Annotated in this window: 12 protein-coding genes; all 12 read left to right on the top strand. The window is 30.5% G+C overall.

Annotated features, from left to right (window positions below; genetic code table 11):
* The first annotated feature begins 7 nt into the window (after nt 1–7).
* Nucleotides 8–475: an immunoglobulin-like domain-containing protein gene (locus ACRDBA_RS14410; RefSeq protein WP_438573625.1), complete on the top strand. Its 468-nt coding sequence runs from the start codon at nt 8–10 to the stop codon at nt 473–475.
* A 250-nt stretch (nt 476–725) separates the two neighbouring features.
* The gene (locus ACRDBA_RS14405) at nt 726–4,520 is read left to right on the top strand and encodes a S8 family serine peptidase (RefSeq protein WP_438573624.1); all 3,795 of its coding nucleotides are present in this window, start codon (nt 726–728) and stop codon (nt 4,518–4,520) included.
* Between the two features lie 375 nt (nt 4,521–4,895).
* Nucleotides 4,896–8,642, top strand: coding sequence for a phosphoribosylformylglycinamidine synthase (locus ACRDBA_RS14400; RefSeq protein WP_438573623.1), 3,747 nt, complete (start codon nt 4,896–4,898; stop codon nt 8,640–8,642).
* A 266-nt stretch (nt 8,643–8,908) separates the two neighbouring features.
* Nucleotides 8,909–9,388: a 5-(carboxyamino)imidazole ribonucleotide mutase gene (purE, locus tag ACRDBA_RS14395; RefSeq protein WP_438573622.1), complete on the top strand. Its 480-nt coding sequence runs from the start codon at nt 8,909–8,911 to the stop codon at nt 9,386–9,388.
* Nucleotides 9,388–10,092 carry a phosphoribosylaminoimidazolesuccinocarboxamide synthase gene (gene purC, locus ACRDBA_RS14390; RefSeq protein WP_438573621.1) on the top strand — a complete coding sequence of 235 codons (705 nt, stop codon included), beginning with the start codon at nt 9,388–9,390 and terminating at the stop codon, nt 10,090–10,092. The genes purE and purC overlap by 1 nt, the downstream gene beginning before the upstream one ends.
* A gap of 77 nt (nt 10,093–10,169) precedes the next feature.
* Nucleotides 10,170–11,582, top strand: coding sequence for an amidophosphoribosyltransferase (gene purF / locus ACRDBA_RS14385; RefSeq protein WP_438573620.1), 1,413 nt, complete (start codon nt 10,170–10,172; stop codon nt 11,580–11,582).
* Between the two features lie 23 nt (nt 11,583–11,605).
* Nucleotides 11,606–12,607, top strand: coding sequence for a phosphoribosylformylglycinamidine cyclo-ligase (gene purM, locus ACRDBA_RS14380; protein ID WP_438573619.1), 1,002 nt, complete (start codon nt 11,606–11,608; stop codon nt 12,605–12,607).
* A complete protein-coding gene (gene purN, locus ACRDBA_RS14375) occupies nt 12,595–13,206 on the top strand; it encodes a phosphoribosylglycinamide formyltransferase (RefSeq protein ID WP_438573618.1) in 612 nt (203 codons plus the stop codon). The genes purM and purN overlap by 13 nt, the downstream gene beginning before the upstream one ends.
* 16 nt (nt 13,207–13,222) lie before the next feature.
* The gene (gene purH / locus ACRDBA_RS14370; RefSeq protein WP_438573617.1) at nt 13,223–14,725 is read left to right on the top strand and encodes a bifunctional phosphoribosylaminoimidazolecarboxamide formyltransferase/IMP cyclohydrolase; all 1,503 of its coding nucleotides are present in this window, start codon (nt 13,223–13,225) and stop codon (nt 14,723–14,725) included.
* A gap of 301 nt (nt 14,726–15,026) precedes the next feature.
* Nucleotides 15,027–16,274 carry a phosphoribosylamine--glycine ligase gene (purD, locus tag ACRDBA_RS14365; RefSeq protein WP_438573616.1) on the top strand — a complete coding sequence of 416 codons (1,248 nt, stop codon included), beginning with the start codon at nt 15,027–15,029 and terminating at the stop codon, nt 16,272–16,274.
* A gap of 76 nt (nt 16,275–16,350) precedes the next feature.
* Nucleotides 16,351–16,671, top strand: coding sequence for a hypothetical protein (locus tag ACRDBA_RS14360; RefSeq protein ID WP_438573615.1), 321 nt, complete (start codon nt 16,351–16,353; stop codon nt 16,669–16,671).
* Nucleotides 16,672–16,839: 168 nt separating this feature from the next.
* Nucleotides 16,840–18,139 (top strand): discoidin domain-containing protein (locus ACRDBA_RS14355; RefSeq protein ID WP_438573614.1); only part of this gene is annotated, 1,300 nt, incomplete at its 3' end.

The following is an 18,139-nucleotide window of genomic DNA, read 5'->3' as shown; positions in this document are numbered from 1 at the left end:
TGAATATATGAAAAGGAAAGCAAAAGTCTTAATTTTTATGCCAATAGCAATATTATTACTTGGAGTGTTTATAGCATTTAAATCTGAAGATTGCGGTAAAGAATCAATTTATGGAGAAATAAATAAAGAGGAAGTTTTAAAAAATGGAATCGAGATTTATGTAGATAATATAGCATTATCTAAAGAAAAAAATGAATTAGAGTTAGTAATATCGAATATTGGAGATAAAAAAATATCATTTGGAGTAGAATATGCAGTTGAAAAGAAGAAAAATGGTATTTGGTATGAGGTGCCATTTAGAGAAGAGATGATGTTTATAGAAATAGCTAAGATTTTAAATCCTGCAGAAATTTCAAGTGAAATTATATCATTAGATAATCTAAAGGGTAGTTTGAAAAGTGGTGAATATAGAGTGATTAAAAGATTTTACATAGGTGGAAAAGAAGTTATAGTAGCGGGGAATTTTACAATTTAATAAAATTATTACAAAGGAGATATGAGTGTTTGAAATACTTATATCTCCTTTATTTATATTAGTCGATTTTAGAAGAATGATGTTGTGGATAATAAATTAATTGTTTAATAATTAGAAATAAAAGTTTAAAAATTATAAAATTATACTGTATTTTATAACAATATGTTAAGAAGTGTTGGGTGAATTGATTTGTAAAAATATAACAATGTGGTATACTAAACAAGAAGTATAGTATATTGGGGGTAAAAGAATGAAGAGTAAAAGATTGGTTGCGTTAGTAGTGGGGGTTGTTTGTGCTATTAACGGATTAGGTGTTAATGTAGGAGCAAATCCTATAAAAGAAAAGATTTCAGTAGAAGGTGAAGATAATAAAAAATCTTTAACACCAGCTTTAAATGATTATTTAAATAATAAAAATGAAAAGGCTAAAACTTTTGTAGCAGATGATAAAAGTGATATTTTTAATATTACTAAAAGTGAGAAAAAGCAATATAAAGCAAATGATCAAGTAAGAGTAATAGTTGAATTAGAAGATAATAAAAATATTAAAGGTACAGAAGAAGAGGTAAAATCTTTTAAGTTTGCAAAGCAAGATGATGTAATTACTAATTTTAAGAGTGTATCAGAGAATATAGATGTAAAAAATAGATATTATAAGGGAACAAATAGTTTTAGTATAGATACAACATATGGTGATTTAGAAAAGATAAGTGAACTAAAGAACTTAGAAGGAGTTAGATCAGTAAAAATAGCTAAGACATATGGATATCAAATGTTAAGTAGTGCTGACTTAGTTAATACGGAAAAAGTATGGGAAGAAAATAAGTTCAAAGGTGAGGGAACAGTAGTAGCTATAGTTGATACTGGAGTAGATTATGAACATAGAGATTTTGCTCTTTCTGAATTAGGATTAGAAAATAGAAAGATAATCAAAGAAGAGGTTGAATTAAAATTAAATGAAACTGTTGTAGATGATGTTTGGTTATCTGAAAAAATACCTGTTGCATATGACTGGGCTGATGGTGATAGTGATGTAAGAAATCCATATAATGAACATGGAACACATGTAGCTGGAATAGTTGCTGCTAATGGAAATGAAAATATTAATGGTATTAAAGGTGTAGCACCAGAAGCACAAATAATTGTTGAAAAAGTATTTGGTGATTATAGTGGTGGAGCTTATGATGATGATATAGCAGCCGGTATATATCATGCAGTAGATATGGGAGCTGATGTAATAAACTTAAGTTTAGGTACAGATGCTGGTTGGGTTGATGAAGAAGATTTAACTCAAAAAGCTATAAAGTATGCTGCTGATAATGGAGTTTTAGTTGTAGCAGCAGGTGGTAATGCTTCATATAGTACGGATGCAAATATTATGTTGCCTTGGGTAGATAAGCCATTTGCTGAAAATTATGATATAGGGGTAGTTGGCTCACCTGGTATATCTCCTTATGCACTACAAGTTGCTTCTTACGAAAATACTCATAGAGTTAAATCAAAGGGGATAACTATTGATTCAAAGGGCGAAGAAGGAACTTTAGCTTTATTTAATCAAGCTAGATCTAAAAAGTTTGTAAATGAATTAGATTTAGAAAAAGAATATGAATTAGTTTATGTGGGTGAAGGTTCAGATAATGATTATAAGGGTAAAGATGTAGAGGGGAGAATTGCAGTAATAACTCCTGAAATGCAATATTCAACATATACTACATTCCAATATGCAGCTGAAAGAAAAGGTGCTATTGCTGTAATTATGGTTCCTCATGAAGGCTCACCTATAGATAAAAATCTAATGTTAAGTATGTCAACTGTTCCGTTAGCAACAACATCAACAAGAGCTGAAGGGATGGAAGTTGTTGAAAAATTAAGTAATGGTGAAAATGTTAAGTTTAAGATTACAGATGATATAATTCAAACTGAAAGTGCTTTTAAAGATACAATGTCAGATTTCTCATCTTGGGGAACTGGTGCTAATTTAGAATTAAAACCTGAAATATCAGCTCCTGGTGGAAATATTTATTCTACTGTAAGCGGTAACTCATATGAAGAAATGAGTGGAACATCAATGGCATCACCGTATGTTGCTGGTGGAGCTGCATTAGTAATACAAGGTTTAAAAAATAATGATTCATTAAAGGATGAAAACTTAGTTACTTTATCTAAAAAAATACTTATGAATACTTCAGAAGTTGTTGTAGATAAAGACACAGGAGTTCCTTATTCTGTTCGTAAGCAAGGTTCAGGTCTTATGAAATTGGATAAAGCTGTAAATACTTCAGCTGTTGTATATAGAAAAGATACTGTAGATGAGAAATCAGCAGCAGTTGAATTAAAGAGTATATCTGATGAAGTTGAATTTGATTTAGTTTTAGAAAGCTTAGGAAATCATAGTGAAGCTATAGATTATAATGTTTCATTAGATGTTTTAACTGATAGAATAAGCAGTAATGAATATGACTATGATGAAGATGGAACAGTGGACAAGGTTTGCGACCAACTAGATATGAAGAGTATTTTATTAGATGGTGCTGTAGTTACAATAAATGGACAAGTAGTATCATTAGAAAATCCATATAATATTTCTTTAAATTCTGGTGAAAAGAAAGAACTAAAAATAAATATAGATTTAAAGAATGCTAAAAATTTAAGAAAAGATACATTTGTTGAAGGGTTTGTTAATTTAAGAAGTGAATCTTCTTCAGATTTAGTAGTTCCGTATATGGGATTCTATGGAGCATGGGAAGAAGGTAAAAATGTAGACTTACCAGCATGGGATGAAAATTCATTTATTCCATTTACGGCTGTATGGAATACAGTAGAGGATGGTCCGTATCCACTAGGATTAAATCTAGCAACTGGTCAGTGGGAGTTAAATAAGGTAGGAATATCATCAACAAGTATATTTGATGCTGTAGCTCCTAAATTTACACTGCTAAGAAATGTTGATAGCGTGGCTATAGAAGTTGTTGATAAAGAAGGAAATATTGTAAACAATCTTGGTTATGCAGAAGATTGGTTTGGAAATGTATTGAAGTTAGGAAAATCAATAATGTCTTATAATGATTATAATTTGGCATTTGCAGAATGGAACGGATTAGATGAAAATGGAAATAAATTAAGTGATGGTGATTATAAGTTTAAAATTAAGACTGTAGGACAATATGATAATGCAAGTGAACAAATTAGAGAAATTACTATAAAGTTAGATAATACTCCACCTGTAATGACTAATCTTAATGCTGAGGTTTCAGGAGATGGTACTTTAGTAACATGGGATGTTGAAGACACAGGAGTAGGTTTTGATGGAGTTATAGTTTACTATGATGACCAATATATAAGTACAGCTGATCCAACACTTACTGAAGTTTGGTTACCAAAGAAAGATATTAAAGATTTAACTGTGGTAGCTATTGATAGCGTTTTAAATTTATCAATAAATAATTATGGTGATACTACTCCGAATTACGAGTATTTAGTTAACTTTGGAAGAATATATGGAGATGTAGCAAACTTTGAAACTGGATTAAATATAAATCAATTCTCAGTTAAAAAGGTTGATTGGAAAGTTAGTGTTAAAAATTTAGCTGGCGAAGAAGTACATTCATATGAAGAAAAATATACTGCAAACTTCGTTCCAGAGCCAGTATGTATTCCAAAGGAAATAAAAGATGGAGAATACTATGTTGAGATTACAGCTACAGATGAAGTAGGATATTCTGTTACTTCAGAACCTCATTTCTTTAAAGTAGTTGGAAATGATCCAGCAGATGTACAACAAAAATCTACTGCTTTAAAAGCGATAGAAACAAATAAAGAAGATGTTAAATTAAATTGGAATGCTTCAGCATCAACAGACACTATGGAATACATTTTATATAAGGATGGTAAAGAAATTGATAGAGTGCCAGCAGATAAAGATGTTCTTGAATATAGTGTAACAGGATTAAGAAGTAATACAATTTATGGATTTAAAGTTGTATCAAGAAGTAAAACAGGTATATTATCAAAACCTGTATCACTTAATGTAAGAACTGCTAAATAATATTTTAATATAAAATAAATGTAGAGATTATATCATAAAAACTACACTAGTTTAGTAAATCTAAATTGGTGTAGTTTTTTCATGTTTTATAAAAATTACTATAAAAAAACTATATTTAAGTGAGTTGAGTGAAAAAAACAAAGAAATGCGAATATTAACCTAGTTTTTTACATACGAATATATGTGAAAAAAATAAAGTTAAAAGTTCGATATATTACGAATGTTATTAAAAATATTATGGTTAAAGTTGACAATAAGGTTTTTAAATGGTAAGCTATAAATGAATTAAACGAAGAATTTAAAAATAAAAATGATTAATGTTCGTGTTTATAAATTTCCTTAATAAAGAAGATGATTTATGAGGTGGAGGTAAGTATGTTAGGAGCAAGATGTATATTTGTTGAAAAGAAAAAAGGTTTTGATGTTGAAGGGAAAAGCTTACTTGAAGATTTTAAAAGTAATTTAGGTATTACAGCTTTAGAAGGAGTAAGACTTGTTAATAAATATATTTTAGGAGAAATGGATGAAGAGTTTTATAAAAAAGCACTTTATACTATTTTTGCAGAAAAGACAGTAGATTTAGTTACAGAAAACAATCTAGAGCTAAATAATGGAGAAGTTGCTTTTGGAGTAGAGTACTTACCAGGACAATATGATCAAAGAGCTGATTCAGCTTCAGAATGTTATCAGCTATTAACTTCAGAAGAAAAAGTTAAAGTTAAGTCAGTAAAGGTATTAGTTTTAAAAGGAAATTTATCAGATGAAGAAGTAAATAAGATAAAAAGTTATTATATAAATCCAGTAGATTCAAGAGAAGTTAAAATAGATAATTTAGAATTAATATCAGAGCTTCCTGAACCAAAGAATGTAGAATTTTTAACAGGGTTTATAAATAAATCAGATAAAGAAATAGAAGAATTTCATAAAGAATTAGGGTTAGCAATGAGCCTTGAAGATATAAAGATGATAAGAGATTTCTTTAAAAGTGAAGAAAGAGATCCAAGCATAACAGAAATAAAAGTGATTGATACATATTGGTCAGATCACTGTAGACACACAACTTTCTCAACAGCTATAGAAGAAGTAGAAGTAGAAGAGGGAATTTACTCAGAGCCAGTAATTAGGTCATATGAGGCTTACTTAAAATCAAGAGATTATGTTTATGGTGAAACTGATAGAGATGAAACATTAATGGACATAGCAGTAATAACAATGAAGGAAATGAGAAAAAGAGGAACTTTAGATGACTTAGATCTTTCAGATGAAATAAATGCTTGTTCAATAAAAGTTAACATAGAAACAAATAATGGTAATGAAGAATATTTAGTAATGTTTAAAAATGAAACACACAACCATCCAACAGAAATAGAACCATTTGGTGGAGCTGCTACATGTTTAGGTGGAGCAATAAGAGATCCGTTATCAGGTAGAACTTATGTATATCAAGCAATGAGAGTTACAGGAGCAGCAGATCCAACAGTACCAGTTGAAGGTACTATTAAAGGTAAGCTTCCACAAAGAACTATTACTTTAGGAGCAGCTCATGGATATAGCTCATATGGAAATCAAATAGGATTAGCAACTGGACAAGTTTCAGAAGTATATCATCCTAATTATGTTGCTAAAAGAATGGAAGTTGGAGCAGTTATTGCAGCAGCACCAAAGGAAAATGTAGTTAGAGAAGAACCTAAGTCAGGAGATATAGTTATTTTACTTGGTGGAAGAACTGGTAGAGATGGATTAGGTGGAGCAACAGGTTCATCAAAGGAACATACTGAAGAATCAATAAATGAATGTGGAGCTGAAGTTCAAAAGGGTAATGCTCCAACAGAAAGAAAAATTCAAAGATTATTTAGAAATGCTGAAGTAGCAAAAATGATAAAAAGATGTAATGACTTTGGAGCAGGTGGAGTTTCAGTTGCAATTGGGGAATTAACTAGAGGTTTAGATATAGATTTAGATAAGGTTCCAAAGAAATACGAAGGTTTAGATGGAACAGAGCTTTCAATTTCTGAATCACAAGAAAGAATGGCAGTAGTAGTAGAAAAAGAAAATGTTTCAAGATTTATAGAACTATCAGCAATGGAAAACTTAGAAGCTGTAACTGTTGCAGAGGTTACTGATTCAGAAAGATTAAGAATGTTCTGGAGAGGAACAAAGATTGTTGATTTAAAAAGAGAATTTTTAGATACAAATGGAGCTAGACAAACTACAACAGTAGAAGTTACTTCACCAGAAGAATATCCATTCCTAGTTGAAGATGTAGATGTAAGAGAAGAATGGATTAAAACATTAAAAAGCTTAAATGTAGCATCACAAAAAGGGTTAGTAGAAAGATTTGATTCAACTATTGGAGGCGGAACAGTATTAATGCCTTTTGGAGGGAAAAATCAAACTACTCCAGCAGAAGGTATGGCTGCAAAGATTCCAGTATTAAATGGAGAAAGTAAGGATGCAACATTAATGAGTTATGGATTTAATCCAGAGCTTGGAATATGGAGCCCATATCATATGGCTTACTATTCAGTAATAGAAGCAGTTACAAAAATTGCAGCTATGGGTGGAGATTATAGAAAGGCTAGACTTACACTTCAAGAATATTTTGAAAAGCTAGGGAATAATCCAGAAAGATGGGGTAAACCATTTGCAGCATTACTTGGAGCTTACCAAGTACAAATGGATTTAGGAATTCCAGCTATAGGTGGTAAAGACTCAATGTCAGGAAGTTTTGGAGATATAGATGTACCACCATCATTAGTAGCTTTTGCAGTAGGAGTAGAAAAGGCAGCTAAAGTAATATCACCAGAATTAAAAGAAATAGGATCTAAGGTTGTATTTTTAACAGCAAAAAGAAACGAAGATATGACATTAGATATGGATATATACAAAAACAATTTAGAAAGATTATATGACTTAATATCAGAAGGTAAGGTTATTTCAGCAGCATCAATTAAGTTTGGTGGAGTTTCTGAAGCAATTACTAAAATGACTTTAGGAAACAGAATAGGGGTAGAACTAGAAAACTTAACTAAGGAAGAGTTGTTTGGATTAAATTACGGTAGCTTAATATTAGAAGTTAAAAAGGAATTAGAAGTTGAAGATATATTAAAAGGATGCGCTTATAAGGTAATAGGTAATACAGTAGAAAATGGGGCAATTACATTAAAAAAATATGATGTTAAATTTGAAGTAGAAATATTAGAAAAAGTATTAGAAGAAAAATTATCTTCAGTATTTAAAATAAAAACAGATGATAAATCAGAAAAGGTAGAAGAGAAACTTTATACTAATGAAACAGTTAAATCATCAAAAGTAAAGGTTGCAAAGCCAAGAGTGTTTATACCGGTATTCCCAGGTACAAACTGTGAATATGATTGCGCTAGAGCATTTAGAAATGAGGGAGCTGAAGTTTCAGAAGTAGTATTAAGAAATATGAATAAAGAAGCTTTACAAGAATCTATTTTAGAAATGGAAAAGACAATAAGAGAAAGTCAAATAATTATGTTACCTGGAGGATTTTCAGCTGGAGATGAGCCAGATGGATCAGGTAAATTTATAGCAACAGTATTTAGAAATGAAAGAATTAAAGATGCAGTAATGGATTTATTAAAAAATAGAGATGGATTAATCTTAGGTATTTGTAATGGCTTCCAAGCTTTAATTAAACTAGGATTAGTTCCATACGGTGAAATAGTTGATATAGAAGAAGATATGGCAACATTAACTTATAACGAAATAAATAGACATATGAGTTCAATTATAAGAACAAAGGTAACTTCAAATAAGTCACCATGGTTTAGTGAAGTAACTCCAGGAGATATTCACTCAGTAGCAATTTCACATGGAGAAGGAAGATTTGTAGCTCCAGAAAAACTATTAAATGAATTAAGAGAAAATGGACAAATAGCAACTCAATATGTTGACTTTAATGGTGAAATTTCAATGGATATGCCATTTAATCCAAATGGTTCAATGCTAGGAATAGAAGGTATAACTAGTCCAGATGGAAGAGTATTAGGAAAGATGGGACATTCAGAAAGAATAGGAGATAACCTATATAAAAATATCCCAGGAGAATTTGATCAAAAGATATTCAGAGCAGGGGTAAATTACTTTAAGTAAGATTCTAAATCTATGATTTAGCCAATCGAACTTACTCCTCAGAGCGTATGCGAAGAGGAGCTACATTTTAAAGGAGCTATTATTTGGTTAGCTGAACTTGCTTCTCTGAACATATGTGAAGATGAGGTTCCTTTAAAAAAGAAAAGTGATTTGAACAAATGAGTTTATTGATAAGAATATAAATTGAAAAATAAAGAAGTTTGGAGAGGGCAATAATGCTTCTCCAAACTTATAAGTTAATAAATGTGTATAAGGAGAGATCTTTAATGAAAGTAGCAATATTTTTTGGAAGTAAATCAGACACAGAAGTAATGAAGGGTGCAGCAAACTGCTTAAGAGAGTTTGGAGTTGAATTTAAAGCATATGTTTTATCAGCTCATAGAGTACCAGAAAAATTAACTGAAACTTTAATTGAAGCTGAAAAAGCTGGTTGTGAAGTAGTTATTGCAGGAGCAGGGCTTGCAGCTCATTTACCAGGAGTTATAGCTTCTCAAACTACAATGCCTGTAATTGGTGTTCCAATAAAGGGTGCTGTAGAAGGTATGGATGCATTATTTTCAATAGTACAAATGCCAAAGTCAATTCCAGTTGCAACAGTTGGAATAAACAATAGTTATAATGCAGGAATGTTAGCAGTACAAATGTTAGCTATTAAAGATGAAGTATTAAGAGAAAAGTTAAATCAATTTAGAATAGATATGAAAGCTAAGTTTATTGAAGAAAACGGACAAGGAGTGGATTTATAATGGAAAAATTAGAAATGATGTATGAAGGTAAAGCAAAGAAGATATATGCAACAGATAATGCAGATGAGGTAATAGTTTATTATAAAGATGATGCAACAGCATTTAATGGAGAAAAAAAGGGTGCTATAGAAGATAAGGGTGTTTTAAACAATGCTATAACATCAGTATTATTTGAAATGTTAAATGAAAATGGAATTAAAACTCACTTTATAGAAAAGTTAAATGATAGAGAGCAACTTTGTAAAAAGGTTGAAATAGTACCACTTGAAGTAATAGTAAGAAATGTAGCAGCAGGTTCAATGGCTAAGAGATTAGGATTAGAAGAAGGATTTGCACTTAAGACTACAGTATTTGAATTATCATATAAGGATGATTCACTAGGAGATCCATTAATAAATGATTATCATGCAGTAGGTATTGGAGCAACTACATTTGAAGAGTTAGAAACAATATATGCAATGACTGCTAAAATAAATGATTTATTAAAAGAATTCTTTATAAAGCAAAACATTAGATTAATTGATTTTAAGTTAGAATTTGGAAGATACAATGGAGAAATAGTTTTAGCTGATGAAATTTCACCAGACACTTGTAGATTCTGGGATGCAACTACAGGAGAAAAGTTAGATAAGGATAGATTTAGAAGAGACTTAGGAAATGTTAAGGATGCATACGTAGAAATCTTAAACAGAATGTCTAAGTAATTAACTAAAGGAAATTAATGATTAAGGTTATTAATTTCCTTATATAAGCTTTAAATAAATGAGGGGTGTTTAGAGGTATGAATTCAAACTTAGAGCTAGTTTTAGATCCAAGTAATGATAAATTTAAAGAAGAATGTGGAGTTTTTGGAGTTTACGTTAATAAACCTATGGATGTAGCATCAATGGCTTATTACGGGTTATATGCTCTGCAACATAGAGGTCAAGAAAGTGCTGGTATAGCAGTAGCTAATGGTGAATCTGTAAGTATGCATAAGGGAATGGGGCTTATTACAGAAGCATTTTCACAAGAAGCATTAAATGAATTAAAGGGACATGCTGCTATTGGACATGTTAGATATTCAACATCAGGAGATACAAGAATTGAAAATGCTCAACCACTTTTAAGTAAAACAAAGCTTGGGCCTATAGCTATGGCTCATAATGGGACATTAGTTAATGCTGAGGTTATAAGAGAATTACTTGAGGATGGCGGACATGTATTCCATACTTCAATAGATTCAGAAGTAATTGCTAACTTAATAGCAAGAGGAGCTAAGAAAGGGATAGAAAGAGCAACTTTAGATGCTATTCAAGCAGTAAGAGGATCTTTTGCAATGGTAATATTAACGGAAAATAAGTTAATAGGAGTTAGAGATCCACATGGAATAAGACCATTATGTCTTGGAAAAATGGATGAAGGATATATTTTATCATCAGAAAGTTGTGCTTTAGATGCTATAGGGGCAGAGTTAGTTCGTGATATAGAACCAGGAGAAATTATTGTAATAGATGAAAATGGAATTAATTCATATAGATATTCAGAAAATACTCAATGTCAAACATGTGCGTTTGAATATATATACTTTGCTAGACCAGATTCAACAATAGATGGTGTAGATGTACATGAATCAAGAGTTAAGGCTGGGGAAGAATTATTTAAACAATATCCTATAGATGCAGACTTAGTAGTTGCAGTTCCTGATTCAGGAATACCAGCAGCTATTGGATATGCTAAGGCATCAGGAGTTCCATATGATACAGGGTTTGTTAAAAATAGATATGTAGGAAGAACCTTTATAACTCCTTCTCAAGAAATAAGAGAAAAAGCAGTAGCTGTTAAATTAAATCCATTAAAGGTTAATGTAAAAGGAAAAAGAGTTGTTTTAATAGATGATTCAATAGTTAGAGGAACTACTTCAAAACATTTAGTTGATTCATTAAGAAGAGCAGGAGCTTTAGAAGTACATTTCTTAGTAGCTTCTCCAATAGTTCAATATCCATGTTATTTTGGAATAGATACGCCTTATAGAAGTGAATTAATTGGTTCAAAGAGATCAGTAGAAGAAATAAGAGAAATGATAGGCTGTGATAGCTTAGGATATTTAGGCATGGAAAATATGTATAGATGCTTTGATGAAAACAGTGGATATTGTGTAGGTTGCTTTAATGGAGTATATCCAGTTGCAACACCAATAGAAACATTAAAATAGAATCTGAAAGGTAGGGTTTATTGATGATTACTTACAAAGAAGCCGGAGTTAATATAGAAGAGGGATATAAGTCAGTTAAGCTTATAAAAGAATATGCAAGCAGAACTATGAGTGAATATGTTTTAAATGGGTTAGGAAGCTTTGCAGGAATGGTTGAACTTCCAGAAGGATATAAAAAGCCAGTTTTAGTTTCAGGAACAGATGGTGTTGGAACTAAGCTTGAAATAGCATTTAAAACAAAGAAATATGACACTGTAGGAATAGATTGCGTAGCTATGTGTGTAAATGATATTTTATGCCATGGAGCAAAGCCATTATTCTTTTTAGATTATATAGCTTGTGGAAAATTAGAAGCTGAAGTAGCTGCTGATTTAGTAAAAGGAATATCTGATGGATGTATTCAATCAGATTGTGCATTAGTTGGTGGAGAAACTGCAGAAATGCCAGGTTTTTATAGCGATGGAGAATACGATATGGCTGGGTTTGCAGTAGGTATCGTTGATAAGGATAAGATAATCAATGGAAAAACAATTAAAGAAGGAGATAAGCTTATAGGTATTGCTTCTTCAGGTTTACATTCAAATGGTTATTCATTAGTAAGAAAGCTATTCACTGATTTAAATGAAGATCTAGGTGGAGAAGAAGCTTGGAAAACATTAATAGAACCTACAAAAATATATGTTAAACCAATATTAAAGCTATTAGAAAGCTTTGAAATTAAGGGAATGTCACATGTAACAGGTGGTGGATTTATAGAAAATGTACCAAGAATGTTTAATGGTGAAAACTTTACAGCTGTAATAAATAAAGATAGTTATCCATTACCTTTAGTATTTGAAAAAATAATTGAAAAAGGTGTAGATAAGGATCATATGTACAATACTTTCAACATGGGAATAGGGTTTGTACTTTGTGTAAAGGAAGAAGATGTTGATTCTATTATTAAAGCTTTAATAGAAATGGGTGAAAAAGCTTATGAAATAGGTTATGTAACATCTGGAGGTGAAGGCTGTTGCTTAAAATAGCAGTATTAGCATCAGGTTCAGGATCTAATCTTCAATCAATAATAGATAAAATAGATTATAAAAAAATAAATGCAAAAATTGAAATGGTTATTGGAAGTAAAGAAGGGATTTTTGCATTAGATAGAGCTAAAGCAAATGCCATAGAAACTCATGTAGTTTCAAAAAAAGAATATGGAAATAAAACTTCAGATAGGATTCTTGAGCTAGTAAAAGGAAGAGTAGACTTAATAGTATTAGCAGGTTATCTTTCAATATTAGATGGAGACTTATTAAAGGAGTTTAGTAATAGGATAATAAATATTCATCCATCATTAATACCTTCATTTTGTGGACCAAAGATGTATGGAATAAAGGTTCATGAGGCTGTAGTTAAATCAGGAGTTAAATTTACTGGTTGTACAGTTCATTTTGTAAATGAAGAAGTAGATGGAGGGGCAATAATACTTCAAGAGGTAGTTCCAGTATTCTTTGAGGATTCAGCTGAAGAAGTACAAATGAGAGTATTAGAAAAAGAGCATAAGATATTGCCTATGGCTGTTGATCTTATAAGTAGAAATAAAATAGATATAGTTAATGGTAAAGTTAATATTTTAGATTAAATGGAGGGTTTTTAACATGATTAAAAGAGCTTTAATAAGTGTATTTGATAAAGAAGGAGTATTAGACTTCTCAAATTTCTTAGAATCAAAGGGAGTAGAAATTATATCAACTGGAGGTACTTATAAGCACCTTAAAGAAAATGGAGTAAAAGTTATAGAAGTAAATGAAGTAACTAACTTCCCTGAAATGTTAGATGGAAGAGTTAAGACCCTACATCCAATACTACATGCTGGTATTTTAGCAATTAGAGAAAATGAAGAGCATATGAATACTATAAAGGAAAGAAATATAGAAACTATTGATATGGTAATAGTAAATCTATATCCTTTCTTCCAAAAGGTTAGAGAAGGTTTAAGCTTTGATGAAAAAGTTGAGTTTATAGATATTGGTGGTCCAACAATGCTTAGAGCAGCAGCTAAAAACTTTAAAGATGTTGTAGTTATTTCTGATAAAGAAGATTATAAAGCTGTAATGGAAGAAATGTCAGAAACAGGTGAAGTATCAGTAGCTTTAAGAAAGAAATTAGCAGGAAAAGTATTTAACTTAATGAGTGCTTATGATGCTGCTATTTCAAACTTCTTATTAGGTGATGAAGAATATCCAGAGTATCTTTCAATTTCTTATAAAAAGAAGCAAAGCTTAAGATATGGGGAAAACCCACATCAAAGAGCTGCTTACTATAGTAGTACAGAATTTGATGGAGCTATGAATAGCTTTGATATTTTAAATGGTAAGGAACTTTCATATAACAACATTAAGGATTTAGATATTGCTTGGAAAGTAGTTTGTGAATTTGATGAAGTTGCTTGTTGTGGATTAAAGCATAACACTCCTTGTGGTGTAGCTATTGGTGAATCACCATATGAAGTTTATACAAAGGCTCATGCAGCAGATCCAACATCAATATTTGGTGGAATAGTAGCTGTAAATAGAACTGTAGATAAGGCTACAGCAGAAGAAATGGTTAAAACATTCTTAGAAGTAGTAGCAGCTCCAGATTTTGATGAAGATGCTTTAGAAGTATTAAAAACTAAAAAGAACTTAAGAGTAATTAAATGTAACAATACTCCTAAGGATAAAAAGTTTATGGTAACTGTAGATGGCGGAATATTAGTTCAAGAAGAAGATAACAAATTAGTTGAAGATTTAAAGGTAGTAACTGAAAAATCACCAACAGAATCAGAAATGAGAGAATTAATATTTGGTATGAAGGTAGTTAAATATGTTAAATCAAATGCTATAGTTGCAATAAAAGATGGTGTAGCTGTTGGAATAGGTGGCGGACAAGTTAATAGAATTTGGGCTACTGAAGAGGCATTAGAAAGAGGTAAGGGAGCTACACTATTAGCTTCAGATGCATTCTTCCCATTTAGAGATGTTGTAGATGAATGTGCTAAAAATGGAATAAAAGCAATAATACAACCAGGTGGATCAATGAGAGATGGAGAATCAATAGAAGCTTGTAATGAACATGGAATTGCAATGGTACTTACAGGAGTAAGACATTTTAAACACTAAAATATAAAAAAATAAAAAGGTTATTATCTTAGAAAGGGTTAAATAATTAATCCTTTCTAAGAGGACCTTAATTGTTTTAATAAATTTAAGATGTATATTAGAAAAACTTTAGTTAGGAATTTAAATGATAGCTGTATAGTTTTTAAATTTTAATATGATTAATAATGAATGGGGAATTAAGTATAATTCAATATCCATTATTAATCATTAACTAAACCAATAGTTTTCAACTATTACGTAAGAGGTATATCTATTAACTCTTACATATTAACTTTTACTTATAATTATGGAGGTATTATTAATGAAGTTATTATTAATTGGATCAGGTGGAAGAGAGCATGCTTTAGCGTGGAAGCTTGCTAAAAGTGAAAAGGTTGAAAAGATTTTTGTAGCTCCGGGTAATGGTGGAACTGCAATTGAAAATAAATGTGAAAATATAAATATTACAGATATAAATGAATTGCTTTCATTTGCAAAGGAAAATAATATAGATTTAACCATTGTAGGGCCAGAAGACCCATTAACAAAAGGTGTAGTTGATTTATTTAAAAAGGATGGATTAAAGATATTTGGTCCTGATAAAAGAGGAGCTGAACTTGAGGGAAGCAAAAGTTTTTCTAAAGACTTTATGAAAAAGTACGGTGTTAAAACTGCTGAATATGAAGTTTTTTATGAAGCTATAAAGGCTAAAGAATATCTTGAAGGATGCAGTTACCCAATAGTTATTAAGGCTGATGGATTAGCAGCTGGTAAAGGTGTTGCAATATGTGAAACTAAAGAAGAGGCTACTAGCACTATAGATTCATTTATGATTGATGATATTTTTGCAGGGGCAGGAAATAAAGTAGTTATTGAAGAGTTTTTAGATGGAGTTGAAGCTTCAATTCTTTCTATAACAGATGGAAAGACTATAATACCATTTTTATCAGCTAAGGATCATAAGCAAATATTTGATGGTGGAAAAGGACCTAATACTGGAGGAATGGGAGTATTAGCACCAAATCCATATGTTACAAATGAAGTCCAAAAAGATTTTGAAGAAAATATAATGGCTAATACATTAAAAGGAATAAGAGAAGAAGGCTTTGATTTTAAGGGAATAATTTTCTTTGGGTTAATGATAACTAAAAAAGGAACTTATCTTTTAGAATACAATGTAAGAATGGGAGATCCTGAAACGCAATCAGTTTTATCTTTAATGGAAACGGATTTATTAGAGCTTATTGAAGCTTCATTAGAAGAAAAACTAGAAGAAAAAGAAGTAAAGTGGAAATCAGGAGCTTGCGTTAATGTTGTACTAGCTTCTAAGGGCTATCCAGGAGCATTTGAAAAAGGATATGAAATAAAAATAAATGATGAAGTAAAAGATAAGGTGTTTTTAGCTGGTGCACAGGTTGCAGATGGAGTATTAAGAACATCAGGAGGAAGAGTTTTATCAGTAATAGGAATAGGTGAAACTATAGAAGAAGCAAGAAAAGAAGCTTATAAGAATATAGAAAAAGTTAATTTCGAGGGTAAATATTTTAGAAATGATATAGGTTTAGTTTAATATAAAGGTATTGAGGGTATGCAATTAAATAGCTTAGTATTTATGTTAAGTTATTTTAAGTGAGGGGGCTTAGAATATGGATAATATATGTGTAAAATGTATTACATGTAATAATCTATATTTTTATGATTATTGCAAGATTAAGAGGGCTAATATTAATAATGTAAGACTTCAAAGGGAATGTGGAGATTATATTTTAAAAAAAGAATCTGTAAAAAAAGAAGTTAATAAGCTTTTTGAGAATGGAAAAGAAGAAGTTCAAAAAAATACTAATGGTAAATGCATTAATTGTAAAAATTTGTTTTTTAATAATTTTTGTAAAGTACTTAGGAATAATATAAGCAATGTAAAGTTACAGAGAAATTGTGGTAAATACGAAGAAAAAATTAAAGGTTAGATTTGTCTAATCTTTAATTTTTGTACTTTTATAGAAAAAAATATCGTATTTAGAAGAATATGGTTGACTATACTTTAATTAACTTTTATAATTATATTGTAAATATTTATTACTTAGAAACGTTTATTTAATAATTAGTTTACAAAAGAGTATAAAGGGGGAATTATTTTGAAACAAAAAAAGAACATTAGTAGGAGAAGTTTATCATTTGTTGTTACACTATGTATGGCAACTAGCTTAGTAGCTAATATTTCTACTGAAAACGTTAAGGCTAGAGGAACTAGCAAAGTAACTGTAAATAGAAATGAAAAGTCTATAGTAGTTGGTAACGATTATATGAGTAGAGAATACTCTATTGAAAATGGTAAGGTGAAAACAAAAGTAATAACAAACAATAGAACTGAAGGTGGAAGTACAACTATTTCTCCAGCAATAGGTTCAGAAGATTTTGTAATTAATACAATTGCAAAAGAAAGCAATGAGGATGATATAGTTAATCCTACTCAAATGTTAAGTAGAGAAGGTTGGACTGCAGTAACTCCTAATGGTCAAAATGCAAGTGCTGTTTTAGATGGTAATCCAGATACTAAGTGGGAAGCTAATTCTAAACCAGGAGAATTAATATTTAACTTACAAAGTCCTAAGACGTTTAAATCATTCTCATATCAAGCAAGACAAGATGGGTTTAAAGATAACGGCGGAATATGGGGAATAAATGGTATATTTAAAGGATATGAAGTTTACACTAGTGAAGATGGAGCTAATTGGGAATTAGTTAAATCAGGAGATTTAGATGTAAAGTTATATAATATAGAATCAGAAAATAAATATAATAGATCAAAGCCTGTATATGTAAACTTTGATGAAGAAATAACAACTCAATATTTAAAATTAGTTTGTAAATCACAATTAAATGGACAAGATCACTGGGCAACTGCATCAGAATTTGCTTTATATGAAGATGAAGTAATAGTTCCAGAGAAAGAACAAACTGAAATTAAAGCAAGTGATTTAACTTTAGAAGAAAATGGAATTGTAGAAGAAAGAACTGAAACAGGGTATAAAGTTACTTTTGACTATAAGCCATATACATTAAATGGTGTTGAATGGGATATAGATTATGTAGCAGTTATGAATGATGATGAACATTATATGAGAACATTTATGGAAATAACAGTTCCTGATGCTCAAAAAGCTGATGCAAGAATAGATTATATAGATACTGACCGTTTTGTATTAGGTGAAGATATCTTAGAAGAAGGACTTTGGTCACATCCAGACTTAAAAGATGTATCATCACAATGGATAGGAAAAAATGAATTAATGCTAGGACAACCTATATATGCAAATAGTATGTTCTTTGGTTCAGAATTCCCAGCTGCAGATACAGATGTAGTAAACAATGAAATGCAAATGAGATATTACTCAGGTAAAAACTTTAATCAATTAAAGGCTGATAACCAATTAA

The organism is Clostridium sp. (assembly GCF_051654825.1).
Taxonomy (GTDB): domain Bacteria; phylum Bacillota; class Clostridia; order Clostridiales; family Clostridiaceae; genus Clostridium.
Note: the sequence above shows the minus strand (reverse complement) of the source record. Positions and strands in the feature narration are given on the sequence as shown.